General features: G+C 62.0%; 19 protein-coding genes. 9 read left to right on the forward strand and 10 right to left on the reverse strand.

All coding sequences use genetic code 11. The annotated features are described in order from the left end of the window. Positions 1-74: 74 nt before the first annotated feature. Positions 75-1727, reverse strand: a complete 1653-nt coding sequence (locus PSH76_RS11530) for a cyclic peptide export ABC transporter (RefSeq protein ID WP_032896790.1) — start codon at positions 1725-1727, stop codon at positions 75-77. Positions 1728-1929: 202 nt separating this feature from the next. Here PSH76_RS11530 and PSH76_RS11535 point away from each other — a divergent pair, with 202 nt between their 5' ends. Then, on the forward strand, positions 1930-2757 hold the full coding sequence (locus tag PSH76_RS11535; protein ID WP_044274493.1) for a N(5)-hydroxyornithine transformylase PvdF: 828 nt from the start codon (positions 1930-1932) through the stop codon (positions 2755-2757). Positions 2758-2880: 123 nt separating this feature from the next. On the opposite strand, the gene PSH76_RS11540 is transcribed toward PSH76_RS11535, so the two are convergent. Genes PSH76_RS11540 through pvdM form a run of 3 tightly spaced genes read right to left on the reverse strand, consistent with a single transcriptional unit; the run spans position 2881 to position 6419 of the window. Further along, positions 2881-3753: a formylglycine-generating enzyme family protein gene (locus tag PSH76_RS11540; RefSeq protein ID WP_305494105.1), complete on the reverse strand. Its 873-nt coding sequence runs from the start codon at positions 3751-3753 to the stop codon at positions 2881-2883. Positions 3754-3782: 29 nt separating this feature from the next. Next, complete coding sequence (locus tag PSH76_RS11545; RefSeq protein ID WP_305494106.1) at positions 3783-5051, reverse strand: aminotransferase class V-fold PLP-dependent enzyme; 1269 nt, start codon at positions 5049-5051, stop codon at positions 3783-3785. A gap of 18 nt (positions 5052-5069) precedes the next feature. After that, positions 5070-6419, reverse strand: a complete 1350-nt coding sequence (gene pvdM / locus PSH76_RS11550; RefSeq protein WP_305494107.1) for a pyoverdine-tailoring dipeptidase-like protein PvdM — start codon at positions 6417-6419, stop codon at positions 5070-5072. Between the two features lie 142 nt (positions 6420-6561). Between pvdM and PSH76_RS11555 the strand changes: the two genes are divergently transcribed. Continuing rightward, a complete protein-coding gene (locus PSH76_RS11555; RefSeq protein WP_305494108.1) occupies positions 6562-8190 on the forward strand; it encodes a PvdJ/PvdD/PvdP-like protein in 1629 nt (542 codons plus the stop codon). Positions 8191-8199: 9 nt separating this feature from the next. On the opposite strand, the gene PSH76_RS11560 is transcribed toward PSH76_RS11555, so the two are convergent. Continuing rightward, positions 8200-8742, reverse strand: coding sequence for a thioesterase family protein (locus PSH76_RS11560; protein ID WP_032896798.1), 543 nt, complete (start codon positions 8740-8742; stop codon positions 8200-8202). 109 nt (positions 8743-8851) lie between these two features. On the opposite strand from PSH76_RS11560, the gene PSH76_RS11565 reads away from it, so the two are divergent. Beyond that, positions 8852-9808 carry a GlxA family transcriptional regulator gene (locus PSH76_RS11565; protein WP_098951115.1) on the forward strand — a complete coding sequence of 319 codons (957 nt, stop codon included), beginning with the start codon at positions 8852-8854 and terminating at the stop codon, positions 9806-9808. Between the two features lie 585 nt (positions 9809-10393). Here PSH76_RS11565 and PSH76_RS11570 read toward each other — a convergent pair. Both PSH76_RS11570 and PSH76_RS11575 read right to left on the reverse strand, forming a co-directional pair. Next, positions 10394-10780: a hypothetical protein gene (locus tag PSH76_RS11570; protein ID WP_078467263.1), complete on the reverse strand. Its 387-nt coding sequence runs from the start codon at positions 10778-10780 to the stop codon at positions 10394-10396. Positions 10781-10925: 145 nt separating this feature from the next. Then, the gene (locus PSH76_RS11575; RefSeq protein ID WP_138761560.1) at positions 10926-11648 is read right to left on the reverse strand and encodes a pirin family protein; all 723 of its coding nucleotides are present in this window, start codon (positions 11646-11648) and stop codon (positions 10926-10928) included. A 181-nt stretch (positions 11649-11829) separates the two neighbouring features. Here PSH76_RS11575 and PSH76_RS11580 point away from each other — a divergent pair, with 181 nt between their 5' ends. Then, complete coding sequence (locus PSH76_RS11580) at positions 11830-12780, forward strand: GlxA family transcriptional regulator (protein WP_032896801.1); 951 nt, start codon at positions 11830-11832, stop codon at positions 12778-12780. A gap of 150 nt (positions 12781-12930) precedes the next feature. Further along, positions 12931-14379, forward strand: a complete 1449-nt coding sequence (locus PSH76_RS11585; protein WP_098951120.1) for a winged helix-turn-helix domain-containing protein — start codon at positions 12931-12933, stop codon at positions 14377-14379. Here the strand turns inward: PSH76_RS11585 and PSH76_RS11590 are convergent. Further along, the gene (locus PSH76_RS11590) at positions 14326-17088 is read right to left on the reverse strand and encodes a winged helix-turn-helix domain-containing protein (RefSeq protein ID WP_305494109.1); all 2763 of its coding nucleotides are present in this window, start codon (positions 17086-17088) and stop codon (positions 14326-14328) included. The two genes, PSH76_RS11585 and PSH76_RS11590, sit on opposite strands and share 54 nt — an antisense overlap. A 58-nt stretch (positions 17089-17146) precedes the next feature. Then, entirely contained in the window at positions 17147-17545 is a 399-nt protein-coding gene (locus tag PSH76_RS11595) for a helix-turn-helix domain-containing protein (RefSeq protein ID WP_003191911.1), read from the reverse strand. Positions 17546-17750: 205 nt separating this feature from the next. On the opposite strand from PSH76_RS11595, the gene PSH76_RS11600 reads away from it, so the two are divergent. Continuing rightward, positions 17751-18698 (forward strand): LysR family transcriptional regulator, encoded by a 948-nt coding sequence (locus PSH76_RS11600; protein WP_050499506.1) that lies wholly within the window; start codon positions 17751-17753, stop codon positions 18696-18698. 58 nt (positions 18699-18756) lie between these two features. Here the strand turns inward: PSH76_RS11600 and PSH76_RS11605 are convergent, their stop codons facing one another. Next, complete coding sequence (locus PSH76_RS11605; RefSeq protein ID WP_032896804.1) at positions 18757-19929, reverse strand: PLP-dependent aminotransferase family protein; 1173 nt, start codon at positions 19927-19929, stop codon at positions 18757-18759. An 81-nt stretch (positions 19930-20010) separates the two neighbouring features. On the opposite strand from PSH76_RS11605, the gene PSH76_RS11610 reads away from it, so the two are divergent. From PSH76_RS11610 to PSH76_RS11620, 3 genes are all read left to right on the forward strand, one after another. Further along, the gene (locus PSH76_RS11610; RefSeq protein ID WP_032896805.1) at positions 20011-20457 is read left to right on the forward strand and encodes a MarR family winged helix-turn-helix transcriptional regulator; all 447 of its coding nucleotides are present in this window, start codon (positions 20011-20013) and stop codon (positions 20455-20457) included. Positions 20458-20662: 205 nt separating this feature from the next. Next, the gene (locus PSH76_RS11615) at positions 20663-21253 is read left to right on the forward strand and encodes an antibiotic biosynthesis monooxygenase (RefSeq protein ID WP_098951123.1); all 591 of its coding nucleotides are present in this window, start codon (positions 20663-20665) and stop codon (positions 21251-21253) included. Then, the gene (locus tag PSH76_RS11620) at positions 21250-23088 is read left to right on the forward strand and encodes an amidohydrolase (RefSeq protein ID WP_278918288.1); all 1839 of its coding nucleotides are present in this window, start codon (positions 21250-21252) and stop codon (positions 23086-23088) included. The genes PSH76_RS11615 and PSH76_RS11620 overlap by 4 nt, the downstream gene beginning before the upstream one ends. The last annotated feature ends 23 nt before the right edge of the window (positions 23089-23111 follow it).

The following is a 23111-nucleotide window of genomic DNA, read 5'->3' on the forward strand; positions in this document are numbered from 1 at the left end:
TATAGGTATTTATTGAGGTTGGTTCTCATTAACTTTAATGGGACGTTCCTCCTTCATTAAACCGGAAAAAAAATTCAAGCGGGTTCCATTTCAGGCACCACTTTGCCCGCGCGTAGACGCACCAGTTGGTCGGCGATATCGAAATAGCGATCGTCGTGGCTGATGACGATGATGGTCTTGCCCAAGCGCTTGAGATCCGGCAACAGCTCTGTGTAGAAGATTCGCCGGAAAGCCGGATCCTGGTCTGCAGCCCACTCATCGAACACCAGTACCGGACGCTCTTCCAGCCAGGCATTGACCAAGGCGAGACGTTTGCGTTGCCCTGTGGACAGGTCGGTAGTGCTGAATGAGCCGTCCTTGATGGTCACTTTGTGCGCAATCTCCAGGCGTTCCAGGTATTGGGCCGCACTGTCCATCGATTGCTGCCCGCCGCCCTGAACCAGGTCATCAAACAAGTAATAGTCGGCGAACACGGTTGTAAACAACTGGCGGTAATCGTCGCGGGTAGGAGCGATCACTGCCTCGCCGTTAAGGTGGATCTCGCCCGACTGCGGTTGATAAAGCCCCAGTAGCAGCTTGATTAGCGTCGTTTTACCGCAGCCGTTCTCGCCGACGATAAACACGATATCGCCTTGCTTGATGCTCAGGTTGACAGGTCCCAGGTGGAACGGCTCGCTGCCTTCCACGGGTGGAGGGCTGTAGCTTACGTCGCGCAGTTCCAGGCTGTGGACCACCGGTTTTGGTGCTTCGCTGTCTTCGAGCAGCAAATGCGGTTCGGGCGACGAAAAGCGGTCGGACAATTCAGCGATGCGCGAGAACGCGATCTGCGCGCGGCTGACGATCGGTAAGGCGGTGACCACGTGTTCAAGCGGTCCCTTCATATACAGCAGTACCAGCACAAAGCCGGTAATCACAGCCGGGTCGGGGTTTGGGTTATACGCCTGGAACGCCAGCGCCAAGCCGATGACCACAAAGAACAGCATGGAGCCGAAGGTCTTGGCCACAATGAAGATGTTCACCGAGCGAACCTGGATATCGCTGATGCGATCAGCGGTAGCCTGGATTCGATGGGTATTCATCCGGTAGCGGCGAGGCCTGTGAATGCGCAACTCCTTCGCGCCAGAAGCGATTGCGGTGTAGTAGCGTTGCAGCTCATCTTCCTGGTCGCGAGCTGCTTCAAAACCCTTGATCCCAGCAGAGCGTGCGACGTACTGCACGGACGTGCCGATTAAAATCGCCACGATCATCATCAGGAACATCGGCACCGACAGGTACGCCAGGTATCCCAGGCAGCCCAAAGTCACCGTACTGGCGATGGCCAGCGGGGTGAAAGAAAAGGAGAAATCACTGATGGTGTCGACGTCGTGAGTCAGCACCGGAATCAGTTTGTGGGTGCGGTAGCGTTCGATTTGTTCGATAGGTGCTGACAGCACCTTTTCTCCCAGCTCCTTGCGCAGTGCGGCGATGATGCGTTGGCCGACGTAGTTGGTGCCGATATCTGAGACGATCGAGCTGACCAGGGCAAGCGCACACAGCGCAGCGAAGGTCAGAATCACACCGTGCGTCATGCCGGTAGACGAATGCAGCGCAGTGTTAATCGTCGCCAGCAGCAAGGTAATGGCCAGGCCACCCGCCATGCCAAGGGCGACGGAGACCGTCACGATAGTGCGAAAGGGCCTGAGCAATGCGAGCAAACCTTTGAAGGCGCCGCGCTTGGGGTCGGTCATAAATACTTCCCGGAAAGTGAAAAAGAGGGGGCTGGGCACACAGACCCTTACCCATGACAAACGAAGCTGTGGCGTGACTATTTAGCGCGGCGTGCCGGGCGGTGGCCGTGGGCGATAAATTGCCCGGGGCCTGGTTCGTTCTTGTTCTGTAGGCGCACGTGCATCAATGCCGTGCGTGGCCCTTTGAGCGAGAGCGAAACACATGACGAAAAAGAACCTGGTGTATGTCTGGTCCCTGAGAAATGCCGCCGCCGACAAGGCAGGGCAGCCGGTGGCCTATAAAGACCACGAGCGCTATATGAAATCGGTGCTGGAGTTTCTGGTGGGCTCGCTCAACGACACGCCGCTGGGCGAGGCTTACAACCTGGTGGGCGTGGTGTATGACGACGATGAGCAAAACCCGCGTGATCAGCAGTTGGTGGCGGACTATGGCTTTGCTTACCAGCCGGGTCGCCAGTGGCTGTATCCGGCGGATTTACGTGTGCAGGGCACGTTGGTCAATGACCTGCTGCTGAGCGTGCCGTCAACCTATCGTCGCCTGCCACGGGGCAGCGCCGAGCATGTCGCCGGCAAGCAGGATTTCGAGCGTCGCCTGCATGACACTTTGGTGGAGTTGAAGGCTGACATCGTGGTGCTGGATGGTTTGCTGGTGATCCTCGACGAACTGGTGCGCCCAGGTGCGCCGTTTGCGCGGCGCATCATGAACATTCATCCGGGCATCACCCGCCTCGAGTCGCCGTACGAACGCCGTGGGGCGTACGCCACTTGGAATGCGCTGTACGGCGCACGTGGGCAGGCAATCACCGACTGGGCGAGCAAAGCGACGCAGGCGTGCGAGCCGTTGTATTGGACCGGTGCGTCATTCCACTACGTGGATAACGGCATCGATTCGGGAGAGGTGTTCCACGACGTGCTCAAGACCGAGATTTCGCCTGAGGACACCATCCTTGAGCTGCGCTGGAACAACTTCAACAACAGCCTGTTCCCGGCGCTGCATGAAGGCTTGGAGCTGTTGGCCAAACAAGGCTGAACATGCGTGCTGGAACCTTGTAGGAGCGAGCTTGCTCGCGAAAAACTCACAGACGCCGCGTTTATTCAGGAAACACGCGTAATCGTTGACGTTTTTCGCGAGCAAGCTCGCTCCTACAAGGTGTTAGAGCTCGCGTACTACGCGAAAGCCGATCCAATCCCCGCGCGTCTGCGGGTAGATGTTGTTGCGATTGCCCGAGCGTGAAAACACCGGCGCCTCGCCCCAGTCATTGCCGCGAATCTGGTAGGCCTCGCAGTTGGGCTCAACCCAGGCACTGCCATCCGTCGGCGCGCCGACGTAGTTCGGATGCTCGCAATCAGCCACCCGCTCATACACGTTGCCGTGCATGTCATACATGCCAAAGGCATTCGGTGGGTAGCTGCCCACGGGCGACGAATAGCTGTAGCCGTCCGCCGGGCCGTAGGTGTTGGCGTGTTGGGCGATGCTGTAGCCCTTGCCCTCATCGAACGGGAAGGGGAACGGGCCGCTGGTGCCGGCGCGGGCGGCGTATTCGCGTTGGGCTTCGCTGACCATCTGGTAGGTGTGCCCGGTCTTCTTCGACAGCCAGCTCACGTACTGCTTGATGTCGTCCATGTCCATGCACACCGCCGGCTGACGTGGCCCCTGGGGGTAACGCGGCTTGCTGGCGATGCATTCGCGGCCGGGGCGGTCGTCGCCATTGGCAATCTTGACTCCGGTCTGGCGCACGTAGCTGTCCCATTCGCCGGCGGTGATATGGAAGCGGCTCATGGCGAACGGTTTGGCGAAGGTCACCTCATGCATCGGGCCTTCGTCGGGCTCGCGGCCCACTTCGTCTTCGGGCGTGCCCATGGTGAAGGTGCCGGCGGGCAGCACCACCATTTCCGGGCAGTCCTTGCAGTCTTTGAACACCTTGCCAGGTTGTGGGGCGGCGGCCTGGGCCAGGCCGGGCAGCAGCGCGCCGCACAGGGCGGTGAGTGCCAGTGCGGTGAGGGGTTTGAGTTGGGATGAAATCATGGAGGCATCTCGTTCAAAGGGAAAAGGGGTCATAACCGCTGGCTCAGCAGGGTCATGAAGCGCTGGATCTCATCGGAGTTGTTAAGCAGGCCCGGTGAGGTGCGAATCACCGGGCCAACGTCACGGTCCACCGCGTCCACCACCACGCGGTTTTTCATCAGGTAGGCCGCGACGGCATCGCTGTCCTGATCCTTGACTCGGAAAAAGGTAAAACCCGCTGACAGCTCGTGGCTGCGCGGCGTGACCAGTTCGATCTGCGGGTGGGCCAGCAGTTGGTCCTTGAGTTCGGTGTTGAGGGCATGGATACGCGCTTGCACCGGCGCCTTGCCCAGTTGCAGGTGCAATTTGAAGGCTTCATCGGCGGCCCAGCGATGTTCGAAGGCGTGGTAGCCACCGGGCGTCATGGTCGTGGCGAAGTCCTTGTCTTCGGAGAAGGTCGGAATCATCGGTGTGACGTATTTGTTTTCGGTCTCGCGGGCGCACACCAGGCCGGTGCCGCGCGGGCCGAACATCCACTTGTGGGTGCCGGCGATGAAGAAGTCGCAGTGCATAGCGGGGAAGTCGAGGTCTTCCACGCCGAAGCCGTGCACGCCATCAACGATATAGAGCAGGCGATCTGGCTCGTCACGGTTGCGGTTGTGTTCGTCCACCAGCTTGCCGATCTCACCGATGGGCAATTTCACGCCGCTGCCGGACTGCACCCAGGTCATGCCCAGCACGCGAGTGTTGGGGCGAATATTGCGCTGGATATTGCCCAGCACCTCGTCGGCCGAGACCTGATGGGCGTTGTTGAACAGGCGTATTTTACGTACCTGGGTCCGCTCCTTGCGCACCCTGAAATCCAGGCTGAACGCGGTGGCGTAGTGCTCATGCACCGTGGTGAGGATTTCCTGGTCGGCGCGCACCTTGATCCCGCCATAGATCATCGCCAGCCCTTCGGATGTGCTGCCGGTGAGGGCGATCTGCGCCGGTTTGGCGTTCAGGTAACGGCCGGCCCACTCGCGCACCTGGCCCTCACGCTTCCAGGTTTCCTGCAGGTCCCAGTCCATGGCCAGGCCAGGGTTGCGGTCGATCTGCTGGCGGTAGCGCTCGATGGCCTCGCGCACGGGCCTTGGGTGCGAGGCCACCAGGAAGTTGGAAAAGTGCAGGTAGCTCGGGTCCTGGTTGAACAGCTGTTTCAATCCCGTCCATGGGTCGTTCGTAACGGCGGCCACTGCCTGAGGCAGCAACGCGGTGCCCAGCGGCAGGCTCGCGGCAAAGACGCCGGCCTGCTTGAGAAATGTACGGCGGTCGGTCATGGACTTACTTCATGGTAGTTAGCGATTGGCCAATGGCTTGGCGGCTTTTTGTACCTGGTCCCACACCCGCAGGAAGTTGCCTCCCCACAGCTTGGCGATATCGGCTTCGGAGTAGCCGCGCTGGATCAGTTCGGCAGTGACGTTGCGCACCTCGCCGACGTTCTCCCAGCCCTGGAGGCCGCCGCCGTCGTTGAAGTCCGAGGCAATGCCGACATGATCGATGCCGATCTTGCGCACGGTGTAGTCGATGGCATCGCCCAGATCCTTGAGGGTGGCCTTGGGTTCTTCCTCGAGAATGCCGTACAGCGCGCTGGCGTATTGGCCGAAACGTTGCTCGGGCCAGGCGGCAATGATTGCATCGCCGGGCATCAAGGCCATGGCCAGGTTGGGCAGTGGCGGCAGGTCGAAGCGTGCGCGCAGGACGTTGAGCTTGTCTTGGGTCGGCTGGCTCAAGGGCCGCAGGTAGGCGGGAAAGCCCACCACTTGCACCACGCCGCCGCTGTTTTTGATCAGTTGCAGTTCCTTGTCACTGAGGTTGCGCGGGATGTCCACCGACGCCCGTGGCGCCGAGTGGGACGCCACCATCGGCGTGCGGCTCAACTGCGCGACCTGTTCCAGGGCCTTGGTCGACATCTGCGACACGTCGATGATCACCCCCAGGTCATTGAGGCGATGCACCGCTTGCTGGCCGATAGGCGACAAGCCCTCAAGGGCGTCGGTGGAGTCATTGAAAAACGGCAGCGGGCGCGAGGAGTCGGACCAGGCATTATTGCCGATGTAGCTGAAGCCGAACATGCGCATGCCGCGTGCGGCCCACAGGTCCAGCTGGTTCAGGTCATTGCCCAGGGGGTAGGCGTTGAGCATGCTGATAAAGATCGCGAACTTGCCTTCGCCGTGCAGGCGGCGCATATCGTCCGGGGTGTAGGCAATGCCCACCTGGTTGGGAAAGTCACGCACCATGCCGGAGATGATCTTATAGCACACCTCCTGCTCGTGGCGGGCCTCCTCGACAAAACCGTCGGTGGGCTTGTGCGGGGCGTTGGCGCCGTTCCAGATTTCCGGCCAGCCGAATATCGTCAGCGCGGCGCCCGACAATCGCCCGCGGGCGGCCTTGGCCAGGTCGAACTGGCCGCTGCCATCCTTGTCGGCCTCATTGCCCGCCGTGCCGAAATCCAGGGGCAGGGTGATGTGGCTGTCGAATGACAACAGGCGATCCTGCATTTCATTGGCCTGCTTGATCACCTCCAGCGGGTAGCCGGCGTTGCCCTTGAACCACTGATCCCAGACCAGCAAGCCCGCCCCGGCGCCGATAGCCAGGGCCAGCGGCAGGCCGATATACAGCGCCTTTTTCGAACGTGATTTTGTCATTGCCATCTCAGTCAGTTGAGGCCTTTGCTATCAGGGAGGAACGAGCGATGGCGGGGGAAATTTAGGTGGCGGGGGCAGGGCGGTAAATTTCGTCGGGCTGCAAACGTTCTAGCTCTGATCAAGCCGTTTCCTAAGGTAGCCAATGACAATCTCTCGACGTGGGTTCATCGCAGGCCTGGCGCTGACTGGTGCAGCCGTGCCCGCGGCCTTTTATGCCCATCGCGAGTTGACACGGGAAGAAGCGTTTCCCATCACCCCCGGCGAAGCCACGGTCGACCTCGCCGACACCCAGGGCCAGCACCTGGCGAACACCCTGCGGGGCGTTTGGAGCCTGCGCCTGGAAGGCCGCGATGCCGGCCTTGCGGGCCTGCCGCTGCAAGGCCTGGAGTTGCTGCTCGACATCGCCCCCCGTGGGCGTGGCCTGCGCGGTTACCTGGACACCGCCGAGCAATTGCGCGCCGACGGCGAGCCGCGTTACCGCGTCTTGGGCGACCTACTGACGGGCGAGAGCGCCGTGCTTTATTGGCGCTTGATCGACCGCGATTCAGCCGGCGGCGCGCCGGCCTATGAATTCAAGATGACCCTGGATGAAGTCTGGGCCGATTTCGGCAATGCCGGCAGCGCCACCCTCAGCGGGTACATCCTCGACCTTGAGCGGCCCCTGGCGCTGACCGAACGCGACAACCGTTTTATCGCCCACAAACAACTGTTCCCCGAAGCCCGCCAGCGCATCGGCCTCAACCCGACCTTGCTGGCCTGGCTGATTTCTCCGGAGCACCGGCTGTTCCACCAACTGTGGCACGCCACCCGCGACCAGTGGCACAAGCTCTCCGAAGAAAAACGCGAAGCCCTGCGCGGCATCGGCTGGCAGCCCGGGCCCCGTGGCCAGGAGCGCGACGCTCGCGGCAAGCGCAAGGACCGCAATGGCTCGGGCATCGACTTCTTTTTCATGCACCGCCATATGCTCGGCACCGCACGCTCCATGCAGGACTTGCCGTCCTGGCCGCAATTCCCCGAGCCGCAACCGCCGTTGGAGCGCGATCGCCTGGGGTTTGTGCGCTACTTCGACAACCACGACGGTTTCGCGCTGCCGCCCTGTTGGTCGGCGCCGGATGACGCCGACTACACCCAGTGGGTCAGCGATATCAAGGCGGCCGAGACCTACCACAGCAACTTCCAGGTGTGGGAATCCCAGTACCGCGATCCGCGCTACCTGGCCAAGTTGAGCCTGGGCCAACTGGGCTCGGAAATGGAACTGGGCCTGCACGATTGGCTGCATATGCGCTGGGCCTCGGTGCCCCGCGACCCGTCCAACGGCGCCCCGGTACCCTTCGCCCGTGACCCCGCAGACTTTGCCGCACGTTGGTATGCGCCGGAGAACGACTTTCTGGGCGACCCGTTTTCATCCCATGTAAACCCGGTGTTCTGGCATTTCCACGGCTGGATCGATGACCGCATTGAAGACTGGTTTCGTGCCCACGAGCGCTTCAACCCAGGCGAGGTGAGCCGACTGGAAGTCAACGGCGTGGCCTGGTTCGCGCCAGGCCGCTGGGTCGAAATAGGCGACCCGTGGCTGGGCCCGGACACCCACGGCTGCAGCACCACGCCGGGGCTGCAGCAGGGGCGCTCGATGGAAATGGATCCGGAGATCATGAAGCTGGCCCTGCGCATTACCTTCGGTGCCGATGAAGAGCTGCTCAAGGGCCTGTTCAAACGTGTACCGCAGCGGCCATGGTATGCGCGGCATTTGAAGCTCAAACGCGAGGCTTAGCCGGGGTTTTTAAACCTGCTCTTCCTCGCGCAATTGCGCACTCATCTCATCGCAACTGCGTGCCCAGTCGCACAACCATTGCGGCATCGGCGGTGAAGTGTCGTCCAAGCCCAGCTCGCGGATAAATTCAGCCGGGGGCAGGGTGCCCTTGGCGGAGCGAAACAGCCCGCGCATCACCACCACGCCGACCACCCGCCCATTGCTGACGAAGCGGTGCTCCATCAGGTTCCACTTGTGGTCCCAGCCGAGAATGCGGGTGTGCACGTCGAATGCCTCGAACAGCTTCAATTCCCGACGGAACTTGCCCCAGGTATCGCCAACTATCGGCATAGCCTTGTGACGCAGCGCCACGCGAAAAGCGCCCGTGCGCAGCACAAAATCCATGCGTGCCACATCGGCCAGGGTGAAATACCGGCCATTGGTGACATGCCGGTTCAGGTCCAGGTCCAGCGGCCAGACGCGCATGCGCACCACCGTGGTGGCCAGGCCGTGAACCGGTTTGCGCCAGGGGCGGCGCAACAGCATGTGCAGTAATCGAAACCAGAGATTCATAAAGACGCCAGACAGTTGATCAATGGCCGCACTGTACGGGGGCGGAATCGGCTAAGGTAGATGCGTAAATGACTTATTACATGCGAAAAGTGCAAGCTGGAGTTTTTACATGCACGTCACCTTGCTCCTGGCCGATCAGTGTTCCGCTGCCAGTGCCACCCTGGCCATGGAAATGCTCAGTGCGGCCAATCTGTTCGCGCAAAGCCCACCCTTCGAGGTGACGCTCGCGTCCCTGGACGGCCAGCCGGTGACGCTATGGGGTGGGCAATGCCTGCAGGTGCACGGTTCACTGGCGCAGATCGCGCACACCGATCTGGTGCTGATTCCCGGGTTTCTCTTTACCCTCAAGGAAGCCCTGCCGACGTTCGCCGCCTACGGCCCCTGGTTGCGTGAGCAGCATGGGCAGGGCGCTGTGTTGGCTTCGATGTGCACGGCGGCCTTCATGCTGGCCGAGACCGGGTTATTGCATGGCTTGCGTGCGACGACTCACTGGGCATTTGCCGGGTTCTTCCGGCGTCGGTATGCCCAGGTCAGCCTGGATGAGGGGCAGATCCTCTGCGAAGACAATCGCCTGATCACCTGCGGCGGCGCTACGGCGGCAATGGATTTGATGCTGCACCTGATCCGCCGTTTCGGTTCGCCGGAGCTGGCTCATACCTGTGGCAAGTATTTGCTGATCGATGCTGGGCGCACTGAGCAGTCGGCCTACGCGATGTGGTCGCTGCCCAAGAGCCACGGTGATGCGCAGATCCTGCGTGTGCAGCATTGGTTGGAGCAGCACTTTGCGCAGTCATTGGTGATCGACGAGGTTGCCCAGCGCTTTGGCTTTGGGGTGCGTAATTTCAAGCGGCGCTTCAAGGAAGCCACGGGGTGTACGCCGATTGGTTATCTGCAGAGCCTGCGTCTGGAGCGTGCCAAGCAGATGCTTGAGTCGACACGGATGACGCTCGACAGCATCACGTATGCGGTGGGTTATGAGGACAGTAATTCGTTTAGGCGGTTGTTTCAGCAACGGGTGGGGATGCTGCCGGCGGCGTATCGCAAGAAGTTTCTGACTGCCCCGTGATTCAACTGTGGGAGCCTGTCAGCCGACACCTCTCTATCTGACACCCCACGATCCAACTGTGGGAGCTGGCTTGCCTGCGATGACGGCCTGCCAGTCGACGCCTCTCTACCTGACACCCCGCACTCCAACTGTGGGAGCGGGCTTGCTCGCGAAGGCGGACTGGCAGTCAACACAGTTGGATTGTGTACATATCCATTGCTGCGGTAACGGCCACTTAGGGTTCCGCTCTGACGGCGGCTCACTTTCGAAAAGCGCGAAAGTAAGCAAAGCGCTCTTGCCCCACCACTCGGCACCTCGCCTAGGCTCGGTGTGCCCGTAATCCGCCAGTGATTTGGGGGGCCGCCGCCACGCGCCATCCATGGCGCGGGGCGGCTAAACCGGCATCCCTGCCGGTTTACCCCCCAAATCCCTGGCGAATTCCGGCCAGCGTGGTTTGACGGGGCGCTTGAGATCAAAAGCAGATCAAGATCAAGAGCGGCTCGCTTCGCATCGTGGTTGCGGGGGGGGAGTGTGATGTAGAAATTGAAGACGAAAAAAAAACCGGCTGATCAGGCCGGTTTGGGGTGTCCCGCCAACAGTGCGGGGTTATACGTGGGTGCTCAGCAAGCGCTCGGCACCGCCTTCAGCCAGACCACGTTCTTGCAGGCGATCCGCACCGCCTTCAGCCAGACCGCGTTCTTGCAAGCGATCCGCACCGCCTTCAGCCAGGCCACGTTCTTGCAGGCGATCGGCACCGCCTTCAGCCAGGCCACGTTCTTGCAAGCGATCGGCACCGCCTTCAGCCAGGCCACGTTCTTGCAGGCGATCGGCACCGCCTTCAGCCAGGCCACGTTCTTGCAGGCGATCCGCGCCACCTTCGGCAACGCGGGTTTCTATCAGGCGATCCGCGCCGCCTTCAGCGACAACCGGGTGGGCAAAAGCGTTTGCAGCGAGTACCGAGAAAGCGAGGCTAAGCAAGAGTTGGCGTTTCATGACGGTGTGCTCCGAGTGTTTTAGTTGGGTGCCGTTTGGCATGGGTTTGATGTTACGCGTTGCATTTTTTAAGAGAACTTCATTGCGCTGATGGTGACTATCGACGCCAACGATGGTCCCGCTGGCGGGACCATCACTGCGGCCGTCATGGCATTTGCGGCAGTTCGTTGGGGCGCAGGTCAAACACCAGCACTTCGGCGTCTTCACCATGGCTCAGGCGGATCTGGCGTTCGTCCCGTACGCGTACACCGTCGCCTTCCTGCAAGCGCTGGCCGTTAAGTTCCACGCTGCCGCGCGCCACATGGATGTAGGCGTAGCGATCCGGTGCCAGTTCCAGGCGGGCACTTTCGTCACCGTCGAACAGGCCGGCATACACCCGTGCGTCCTGGCGCACTTTCAGCGAACCGTTGGCGCCCTCCGGCGAGATGATCAACTGCAAGCGTCCACGTTTTTGCGCTTCAGTGAAATGCTCTTGCTGATAGCGCGGTTTGGCGCCGGCTTCGTTGGGCACGATCCAGATTTGCAGGAAGTGCACGCCATGACGCTGACTGTGGTTGAACTCGCTGTGGGCCACGCCGCTGCCCGCGCTCATCAGTTGCACATCGCCGGGGCGGATCACTGAGCCGGTGCCCAGGGTGTCCTTGTGTTCCAGCGCACCTTCAAGCACGTAGGAGAAGATCTCCATGTCGCGGTGCGGGTGCTGGCCGAAGCCTTTGCCTGCGGCGACGCGGTCATCGTTGATCACCAGCAGGTCGGAAAAACCCTGCTCCTTGGGGTTCCAGTAGTTGGCGAAAGAGAAGGTGTGGAACGACTTCAACCAACCGTGATTGGCGGCGCCGCGTTCGGAAGCTTTGCGAAGGGTCAGCATGGTCCAGTCCTCAAGTGAGCGCGGGCTGCGAGATGCAGGGCGCTTGCGTTGAGAAGAAGGTTAATGGTTAACAGATGATTGATTAAGAAGATGAAAATAGAATAACTGTCGCTTTCAGGTTGACAGTTAAAGTCGTGCCATAATGCTCGCCGCACTCCTTCTCGATGGACATTTCCCGCTTATGAAAACCGTGGCCATGGCGCTGTTCCCGGACTTCCTGCTGCTCGACATGGCCGGGCCGCTGGAAGTGTTTTCGATTGCTAACCGCTACTTGCCGGCGGCCGATCACTACCAGATCCTGACCATCGGCACCGAGCCCGGCCCGTTACGGGCGTCCAACGGCGTGAGCGTGCAGACCGATCTGCTGTTGGAACAGGCCCAGGCGGCCTATGACCTGCTGCTGGTGCCCGGCGGCCCCGGCGCCTATAACGAATGCCACCCCGCGTTGTTGCCTTGGCTCAAAGCGGCGGCGCCACGGGCTCGGCGTTTTGGCTCGATCTGCACCGGCGCTTTTGTGCTCGGCCACGCAGGCTTGCTCGACGGGCACTGCGTGACCACCCATTGGCACTACACCGAGCGGTTGATCAAGGCGTTTCCCAACGCCATCGTCGAGACCGATCGCATCTATTTGCAAGACGGGCGCCTGATCACCTCTGGCGGCGTCACCGCAGGTATCGACCTGGCCCTGTCGGTCGTGGCCCAGGACCATGGCAAGCAAGTGGCGGTGGACGTGGCCAAGGTGCTGCTGGTGGTGATGAAGCGCCAGGGCGGCCAGGCCCAGTTCAGCCCGATGACTGCTGCCGTGGCGCCGCAAGAGACCCCGATCACCCGTGTGCAGAACCACGTGCTGGCGCATCTGGATCAGCCCTTTACCATCGAGTCCATGGCCGAGCTGGCAGGCATGAGCGCGCGCCACTTTGCGCGGCTGTTCGCCAAGGACGTGCAGATGACGCCCATGGCGTTTCTGCAAGGCGCGCGTATCGACCGGGCCCGGCACCTGCTGGAAACCACCGACCTGCCGCTCAAGACCGTGGCCTTCCACGCAGGTTTTGGCAGCGTGCGGCATATGCGCTTTCTGTTCAGCGAAAAGCTCGGTTTGAACCCTACCCAATACCGACAACAGTTCAGTTAACGACAGCATGTCCGTCTCAGGCACCCGATTGTCCGTATCGCTCCCCGTGCCAGCATTGTCCTGTCATCGCCAACTGGCAAGATAGCGTCGAGCCCATGGAAAAAGGATGCGCAGGCACTCAAGCACGGGTGTTTCAGCGCTGTGACGGACATGCAAAATGCTACGGCGGTGAGCTTTGGCCCCTACACCTTTCATCGGCAGCAGCGCCTGGTCAGTAAGGCGGGCTGGCCGGTACCACTGGGCGGGCGAGCCTTGGATATTCTTGCGGTACTGCTCGAAGCCCCCGGGCATTTCATCAGCAAGGCGACCTTGATCGAGCGGGTGTGGCCCAACAGCGTCGTCGAAGAGAGCAACCTGCGCGTGCACATTGCCGCATTGCGTCGCGCCCTGGACGGCCAACGCTGGATCCTCAATCACCCCCAGCGCGGTTACTGCTTCGCTGCGCCTGCGCAGGACGCGCTGCCGACGCCGTTGCCTCAGCACAACCTGGCGGCGCGGCTGAGCCCGGTGTGGGGGCGCGATGAATTGGTGGGCGTGCTGGCGCGGCGTTTGGCCGTGCAGCGCTTGTTGACCCTCACCGGCGTGGCCGGCATTGGCAAGAGCACACTGGCCCTGGCCCTGGCCGAGCGGGGATTGCCGCGTTATCGCGACGGCGTATGGTGGCTCGACATGGCCGTTGTGCAAGCGCCGAGCGAATTGCTCGGCAGCCTCGCCAGGGTACTGCAGTTGCATTCCACGCCCGACAGTTTCAACGAACTGGGCCGGCGCCTGGCCTCGCGCCAGTTGCTGCTGATACTCGACGGCGCCGACCTGCTGCTGGGCGCCTGTCGACAGCTGCTGCGTGCGCTGCGCGAGACGGCGCCTGGCATCAGCGTGCTGATCACCAGTCGCGAAGCCTTGCTGGCCCCTGGCGAGTGGGTGGTACGCGTGCCTGGGCTGGCGGTGCCGTCGCCGTCGGCCAATGTCGAACAGGCGATGGCCTGTCCTGCGGTGCAGCTGTTCGTTGCCCGTGCGCGTGCCAATCAGCAGGGGTTTAATTTGCGGCCCCAGGATTTGGCGCCGCTGCGCGACCTGTGTCGGCGCCTGGACGGCCTGCCGCTGGCCCTGGAATTGGCGGCCGCCCAGGTGGATGCGTTGGGCATCGGCGGTGTGCAGATGCAAGTACGCACGGGCTTGCAAGTGCTGGCCCGCGGGCGGCGCACGGCGGTGGAGCGCCATCGCTCACTCACCGCGGCCCTGGATTGGAGCTACGAGCGCCTGAGCCTGCCGGAGTGCTGGCTGTTTCTGCAACTGAGCCTGTTCAAGATGGCGGTCACCTTACCTGGCCTGAGTGACATGGTGGCCGGTACCGAGCTTGAACATGCCGACCTGTCTTACCTGCTGGCACGCCTGGTCAACGTCTCGTTGCTGAGCGTCGAGCCCGGCCTGGGCCCAGCGCGCTATCGGCTGCTCAACTGTGTGCGCAGCTACGCTTTGGGGCAACTGCGCGACCCGCGTCAGGTCGAGCGTTTGCAGCAAGGCTACGCGCCTTGCCTGGGCGCGTTCTCAGGCCGGCCGTTTGTCCTGCAACTCGTCGAGCAGGCAGCGCACGCGCAGTAGATCCTGGGTGTCAAAGCCTTCGCTGAAGCGTGCATGGATTGAACCGAGCAAATCCCTGGCGAGCTGAATGCGCCCCTGCTGTTGCCACAATTGCGCCAGGGATTCGCCGCAGCGCAGCTCCCAGGCCAGGGCACCTTGCTGGTGCGCCAGGCCCAGCGCTTCCAGCAGCAGGGCTTCGGCGGCGTGCTCATCCTCTAGCTGCAAGGCGTACACCCGCAGAATCTCCGGGGCGCACCAGCCCGCCGCACCACTGCGCGCGCGCTCCAGGGTGGGCGCATCCACCGCATGGGTACCGAAGGTGATCAAGGTGTCTTGGATCAGGCCCAGGCCTTGCCAATCCGGGTGGCCAAGAATACCGGCGTAATGCCCGGCCCAGGTCTGGAACAACTGCACCGAATGCTGGTGCGACTGCTCCAGCAGTAGGCTTTGCAGGGCTTGGGCATCGTCTTCGGCGCCGTTGTAGCGGGCGATCACCACCCCGGCCAGGGCCAGGGTGTAGCAGATCGAGGTGCCGTGGTTGATCTGCAGCGCCAACTCCAGTGCCTGGCTGGCGGTGCGCCAGGCGCGATCGGCAAAGCCTTGCAACCACAGGATTCGCGCCAGCACGGTCAAGGAGGCGACGCTCTGGTCGTATTGCACGCCAACCCCAAGGGCAAAGCGGTTCACGTGACCGCTTTGGGACATACGCTGCAGCACCTGCTCGGCGTGGTGCCGCGCAAGGGCCTGGTTACCGGTGTAATGCTGGCCCAGCGCACGCAGCCGCTGGGCGCTCAGATCCAGCAACGGCTCGTTGCGTGGGTCGAGGCGTTCGAACTGCACACTCAGCTCCTGCGCTGGGCCGTAGCGCCCGGCACACAGGTTCACCGCCATCAGCCCGGAGACCGCACGCAACTGGCCGGCACGATCCTGGCGCGCCTCGGCCAGGCGCGCGGCCCCTTCGAATGCTGCAATGGTCCGAGGCGCAGCGCCCATGGCGTGATAGGAAAGGCTGCCCAGGGCCAATTGCAGTTGCAGGGTCAATTGGGTGCAAGGCGCGGTGACCTGATCGATCAGCGCCAGCGCCTGATCCACATAGCCGCCGTGTTCACGCAGCAACGACAGTTCTTGCCACAGGGGCATTGCGCTGACCGTCAGGCGGATAGCCAGCAACTGCGCACCGCTATGGGCAAAGCCCCAGTCGAGAGCGGCGCGCACGTCTTCGCGCAGCGGTGCATAGCGGTCGATCCATGGCTGTGTGGCGATCAAGTCCCAGTCGGCCTGGGCCTGTTCCATCAGCGCCAGGCAGCGTGCAGCGTGGCGCTCTCGCGTGGCATGCAGCTCGCTGGCCAGGCTGAGCTTTTCCAGGGCGTAGGTGCGTGTGATGTCCAGCAGGCGATAGACCATTTCGTCATCGCTGACCTCCACATTCAACAACGACTTGGCCACCAGTTGCGTGATGGAGCCCAGCACTTCGGCGGGGGCCACTTGCTCCCCGGCGATCACTGCCGCTGCACTGACCAGGCTAAAGCCGCCCCGGAAGACCGCCAGGCGGCGCAGGCAGATTTGTTCGCACTCGGTGAGCAGGTCAAAGCTCCAGTCGAGCGTGGCGCGCAGGGTCTGCTGGCGGGGCAGGGCAGTGCGTCGCCCGCGGGTCAGCAGGCGAAAGTTGTCTTCCATCTGCACCAACAGGCCCGGCAAGCCAAACCGTTCGATTTGCGCGGCCACCAGTTCGATGGCCAAGGGAATGCCGTCCAGGCGCTGGCAGATATCAATCGCCAGGGGCAGTTCAGCGTCGCTGAGGGCAAAGCTCTCCTGGTGGGACATGGCGCGCTCGATCAGCAATTGCATGGCCGGGTAACCCAGGGCCTGGGCGCGGTTGCCGGTGGCTGGCGGGCAGGCCAGCGGTTCAAGGCGCTGCACATATTCACCTTCGGCGCGCAGGGCTTCGCGGCTGGTGGTGAGGATGTGCAGGTGCGGTGCATGGCGCAGCAGGGTTTCACTGATCAGGGCGATGTCGTCGAGCAGGTGCTCGCAGTTGTCGATCACCAGCAGCATCTGGCGTGCCTGCAGGCTGCGAGCGAGGCTGGCCAGGGCCGTATTTTCGCCCGGTGTCAGGCCGAGCAGGGCGACCAGGTTGGACAGGATCATGGACGCCGCACTGAGCGGCGCCAGGTCCAGCAGGTGAATACCGTCGCGGTAATGCCCGATCAGCAATTCGGCGACGCGCAAGGCCACGGTAGTCTTGCCGATGCCACCGGCGCCGGTCAGGGTGATAAAGCGTTGCTGCGGCAGTTGTTGTACCAGGGCGTCGATCAGCGCTTGGCGGCCGATCATGCGCGTGCGCCGCAACGGCAGGTTATGGCTGGGGCGTTGGGGCGCACCGTCGGTGGGCAGCGTCATGGGTTCGATGCTCAGTGGCGCAACAAAACTGTAGCCGCGCTGGGCGACCGTGACGATATAGCGCTGCCCGGCCTGGCCGTCACCCAGTGCCTTGCGCAACGCGGCCATGTGCACCCGCAGGTTGCCGTCTTCCACCACGCTTTTAGGCCAGACCCGTGCGATCAACTCCTGCTTGCTCACCACATTGCCGGCGTGCTCCAGCAGGATCAGCAAAATGTCCACCGCCCGCCGCCCCAGGCGCAGCGGGCGGCCGGCCTCCAGCACCAGGCGCTGGTGCGGGTGGATGCGGTAGGGGCCGAAATGCACGGCCTGGTCGCTCAAGTCATTCATGGCTGCCCAGGTTCTGGAGGAAGAGAGCGGCCAGCATATTCCAGGTGCGCGCAGACCACTAGGCAGCGATCACATCAGGTTTGCTGCGCGAGTGGTGGTTTCGCCAGGTCATCGGGTTGACGCCTTCGCTGCGGGTGAACATATGGCAAAAGTGCGCCTGGTCGCAAAAGCCGCATTCCAGGCTGATCTGCGTGAGGCTCAGGGACGAGCCGGTAATCAATTCCTTGGCGCGCTGGATGCGTTGCTGGCGAATCCATTCCTGGGGCGACAGCCCGGTGGTGCACTTGAAGGCGCGGGAAAAATGGCTGCGCGACAAGGCGCAGGCCTGGGCCAGGTCGGCGATCGCCAGGCTTTCGCCGAGGTTGGCAAGGATCAGTTGCTTGGCGATGCGCTCACGCCGGGGGCACAGGCCACCGGTGGCGGGCAACCGGGGGGCATATTGCTCGAGTCGGGCCATGACAAATATCCGCAGTCGATGGGAACGTTCCCGGTGGATGGGTGCAGTGTAGACGCGCTTCATCTTGTTGCCGGGCCGCCTGGCTGACGAGTTAATCGTTGTTAATTTCGCCAGGTGCGGTGCTGGAAAAGACAGCACAGCTATGCAATCCCAGGCGTGCAGTGCATGCTTCCCTGGCCCTCTGGAAAACGTTTGGATAGCGCCCATGAACCGCAACGATCTGCGCCGCGTCGATATGAACCTGCTGGTGATTTTCGAAGCCTTGATGTTCGAGAAAAACCTGACCCGGGTCGCCGAAAAGCTGTTTATCGGCCAACCGGCCGTGAGCGCCGCGTTGGGCCGCTTGCGCGATTTGTTCGACGACCCGTTGCTGCTGCGCAACGGCCGGGCCATGGAACCCACCGCGCGTGCACTGGCGATACTCAAGGAGCTGCAACCGGCCATGGACACCATCTCGGGCGCCGTCAGCCGCGCCAAGGATTTCGACCCCTCCACCAGCTGCGCGGTGTTTCGAATCGGCCTGTCCGATGATGCGGAGTTCGGGCTGTTTCCGTCGTTACTCAGCCGACTGCGCGAAGAAGCGCCGGGCATCATCGTGGTGGTGCGCCGCGCCAATTACCTGTTAATGCCCTCGCTGCTGGCCAGCGGTGAAATCTCCGTGGGGGTCAGCTACACCACCGATCTGCCGGCCAATGCCAAGCGCAAGAAACTGCGGGATATCCCCTGCAAGGTCCTGCGCGGCGATGACGGCGAGGCGCCGCTGACCCTGGATGACTACTGCGCCAGGCCCCACGCAATGGTGTCGTTCTCCGGCGACCTAAGCGGCAATATCGACCTGGACCTGGCCCGCATCGGCCGCTCGCGCCGGGTGGTGCTGGCGGTGCCGCAGTTCAGCGGGTTACGGGCGTTGCTGGCGGGCACGCAAATTATCGCGACCGTGCCCGATTACGCCGCGTGCGCGTTGACCGAAGGCACACGCCTGCGCGCCGAGGACCCGCCGTTTGCGATTGATGCGGCGGAGCTGTCGATGGTGTGGAGCGGGGTGCATGACAACGACCCGGCGGAGCGATGGCTGAGGGGCAGGATTGCGGAGCATATGGCGGGAGAGCTTCCTCCGGCGGCGGCCTGCCAGCCAACGCGCTCACAGCGCTAGAGTGCTCCAGCGAGCTGTGGGCTATCCATTACATTTTTATAAGGTGTAGTCGATACAGTTACGCGCGTTGTGTTTGCTCTTGCTGGGCATTGTGCACCACAGCGGCCAGGCGTTTGAGGCCTTCATCCAGTCGTGCTGGATCGATGTGACTGAAGTTCAGCCGCAAATACCCTGGGTTATTGTCCGGATCTGGAAAGAATGGTTCGCCTGGCATGAACGCCACATCTGCTGCAAGCGCGGCCTTGAGCAGCGTGCGGGTATCCAGGGGCCGCTTTAAGGTCAGCCAGAAAAATAGCCCGCCCTGTGGCACATTCCAATCGGCCAGATCGGAAAAATGGGTTTCCAGTGCTATCTGAAAAGCGTTCCGCCGAAGCCGGTAGAAGTCCCGTAATTCAGCCAAGTGGTGCGCAAGGCGTTCTGTTCCGATCCATTGCAACGCTTGCCATTGACCCACGCGGTTGGTGTGCAGGTCGGCAGACTGTTTGAGCCGTAGCAAATGCGGGAATAGATCAGGGCTGGCAATCAGGTAACCGACCCGCAAACCAGGCAGCAGTGTTTTCGATACAGTACCGGTGTAAATCCAGCTGGCCTTTTTCAGGCGACCTACAATCGGCGTGGCACTGCCGCCGTCGAAAGTCAGGTCCCGGTAGGGTTCATCTTCGATCAGCGTCACACCGAATTCATCAAGCAAAGCCGCCACGGCGTCGCGTTTAGCCTCACTGTAGCGTACGGCAGATGGGTTTTGAAAAGTCGGGATCAAGTAGATAAATGCCGGCCGGTGTTTTTCCAGGCGAGAGCGCAGTGTCTCCAGGTTCGGGCCATCAGCCTCCAGCGGGACGGTGATGCAATCCGCACCGAAGAGCTGAAAAATCTGGAGCGCGGCCAAGTAGGTTGGCGCTTCGAGCAGAATCTCGGTGCCCTTGTCGAGATAGAGCTTTGCAGCCAGATCGAGAGTTTGCTGGGAACCACTGACGACCAGGACCTGACTTGTCTCGCATGGCACACCTAGCGCTCGCGCTTGAGTGGCCAAACTTTCACGCAAAGCTGGCTCACCTTCACTCGTACCATACTGGCCCATCGAGACGGGCATCTGAGCCCAATCGACTTTTGGCAACATGACCTCAGCCGGAAGACCTCCCGCGAACGACATCACTTCCGGACGCTGGGCAGCGGCAAGGATTTCACGGATCAAAGAACTTTTAAGGCGCGAAACACGTTCGGAAAAAGCCATGAAGGTCACCGCTGGAAAGGTTTATTAGAATTAGTCAAACTGCTTGACCGAAATTACGACGACTGGAAAGGATAAGTCAACATGCTTGACCTTAAAAATCGCGATTCCCAGCAGCAGGCCATGGAAGCGTTCTTCTTCGGCTACCGCGCCTTTACTGCCAAGGCCGACGGTATGCTTGAGCGCCGCGGCTTGAGTCGCGTGCACCAGCGCATTGTGTTTTTTATCTCTCGCTATCCGAACTTGAGCGTCAAGGAGTTGCTCGCATTGCTCGGAGTGACCAAGCAAGCGCTGAACACGCCACTGCGCCAGGTGATCGAAATGCGCCTGGTAAACAGTATCGAGTCGCAGAGCGACAAGCGTAAACGGTTGCTCGAACTGACCGATGCTGGGCTGCGTCTTGAACAGTCATTGCGTCGCGAGCAAGTGAAGTTACTGGAGCACGTGTTCGCCGAGGCCGGAGAGACGGCCGTGAATGGGTGGCTATCGGTAAACCTTGCACTGGGGAAAACCCAAATGCCAACCGAATAAAAATTCGCCCCGCGATCTGTCAGCCTGTTGGTAGGGCGCACGGGGTCACCGGCGGTACCGGGGGAGGCCGTTACTGTTTTGTTTTCAGGCCCTTGTGGCATGCCAGCGCTCACTGAAAGCCAAACAGCACATACATCCAATTCTCCCCACCGCTCAACGGGCCAGACTCTCCCCATCGTTCAATACCCCGGGGAAGCACTCAGCCATGGATTCAACCGTCAACACCAGCCCCGACGAAGTCGTCACCCTGGTCGTCAAGCACCGGGTCAAACCCGGCTTTGAAGTTGAGTACGAAGCCTGGCTGCGCCGCATCGTGCGCATCGCGGGCGAACGCCCTGGGCATCTGGGTGTTGACGTGGTGCGCAGCCAGCAAAACGGCATGGCGCTGTTCACTTGCGTACTGCGCTATAGCTCCACCAACGCCCTTGAGCTGTGGCTCGGCTCCCCGCAACGCCAGGCCCTGATCGATGAAGCCGCGCCCATGCTTGCGGACGGCGACCAGACCGAAATCGGCGCGGCCAATGAATTCTGGTTCGCGCCCCAGGCCGAGGGCGGTGCCAAGCCGCCGCGCTGGAAGCAGGCGGTGGTCAGCCTGTTTGTGATCCTGCCGCAGACCTTGCTGTTGCCGTTTATCTGGGGGCCGATCCTGCGATTGCACCCGTTTCTGTCCAATTACGTGGTCTCCACCTTCCTGGTCACCCTGACCATCGTGTTGCTGGTGGTGTACCTGCTGATGCCGGCGGCCACCCGCCTGTTCGCTCCCTGGCTTGAAGCCTCTGTAAAGGAAACCCTATGAACGCCGATCTGATTCTGTTCAATGGCCAGTTCCACACCGTGGACCGGGAAAACCCACGCGCCACCGCCGTGGCCATCCACCAAGGGCACTTTGTCGCCGTGGGGACCGACGGCGAAGCCATGGCCCTGCGCGGCAGCGGCACCCAGGTCATCGACCTCAAGGGCCGCACCGTGATTCCCGGCCTCAACGACTCGCACTTGCACCTGATTCGTGGCGGGTTGAACTACAACCTTGAACTGCGCTGGGAAGGCGTGCCGTCCCTGGCCGATGCCTTGCGCATGCTCAAGGACCAGGCCGACCGCACGCCCACGCCGCAATGGGTACGCGTGGTGGGCGGCTGGAACGAATTCCAGTTCGCTGAAAAGCGCATGCCCACCTTGGAAGAACTCAACCAGGCCGCCCCGGACACCCCGGTGTTCGTGCTGCACCTGTACGACCGCGCCTTGCTCAACCGCGCAGCCCTGCGGGTGGCGGGCTACACCAAGGACACGCCGAACCCGCCGGGCGGTGAGATCGTGCGCGACAGCAACGGCAACCCCACCGGCATGCTGGTGGCACGGCCTAACGCGATGATTTTGTACTCGACCTTGGCCAAAGGGCCGAAATTGCCTTTGGAATACCAGGTCAACTCCACCCGCCAGTTCATGCGTGAACTCAATCGGCTGGGCCTGACCAGTGCCATCGATGCCGGCGGCGGTTTCCAGAACTACCCCGATGACTACGCGGTGATCGAGCAACTGGCCAAGGACCAACAGTTGACGGTGCGCATCGCCTACAACCTGTTCACCCAGAAGCCCAAGGAAGAACTCAGCGACTTCAAGAACTGGACCGGCAGCGTCACCCTGCACCAGGGCGATGACTACCTGCGCCACAACGGTGCCGGCGAGATGCTGGTGTTCTCGGCGGCGGATTTCGAAGACTTCCTCGAACCCCGCCCGGACCTGCCGCTGACCATGGAACAGGAGCTGGAGCCGGTGGTACGCCATCTGGTGGAACAGCGCTGGCCGTTCCGTCTGCATGCTACTTACGACGAGTCCATCTCGCGCATGCTCGACGTGTTCGAGAAGGTCAACCGCGACATCCCGTTCAATGGCTTGCCGTGGTTCTTTGACCACGCCGAAACCATCACCCCGAAAAACATTGAGCGTGTGCGTGCCCTCGGTGGCGGTATTGCGATCCAGGATCGCATGGCGTTCCAGGGCGAATACTTTGTCGAGCGCTACGGCGCCAAGGCCGCCGAAGCCACGCCGCCGATCAAGCGCATGCTGGCCGAAGGCGTGCCGGTAGGGGCGGGCACCGATGCCACCCGCGTGTCGAGCTACAACCCCTGGACCTCGCTGTACTGGATGGTCAGCGGCCGTACCGTCGGCGGCCTGGAGCTGCACGCCGAGGGCTTGCCGCGCCTTACCGCGTTGGAGTTGTTCACCCACGGCAGCGCCTGGTTCTCGTCCGAGCAGGGCAAGAAAGGCCAGATCAAGGTCGGTCAACTGGCGGATGTCGCCGCGTTGTCGGCGGACTTTTTCAGTGTCGAGGAAGAAGCCATCAAGTGGATCGAGTCGGTGCTGACAGTGGTCGGCGGCAAGGTCGTGTACGGCGCTGGCGACTTCGAAGATTTCGCACCGCCACGGGTACCGGTGCTGCCCGACTGGTCGCCGGTGGCCAAGGTGCCAGGGCACTGGCGCCCGACGTCGCCGATGCAGGCCCAGGTTCACCAGTGCAGCGGCCCTTGTGGTGTGCATGCCCACAGCCATGAAAAAGCGCGCCTTTCCAGCGTGCCGGTCAGCGACTTCCAGGGTTTCTGGGGTGCGTTCGGCTGCTCCTGCTTTGCTTTTTGAAAAACACCCCATCCCCAAAGGAG

Origin of the sequence: Pseudomonas sp. FP215, assembly GCF_030687795.1 — a bacterium.
GTDB lineage: Bacteria > Pseudomonadota > Gammaproteobacteria > Pseudomonadales > Pseudomonadaceae > Aquipseudomonas > Aquipseudomonas salmasensis.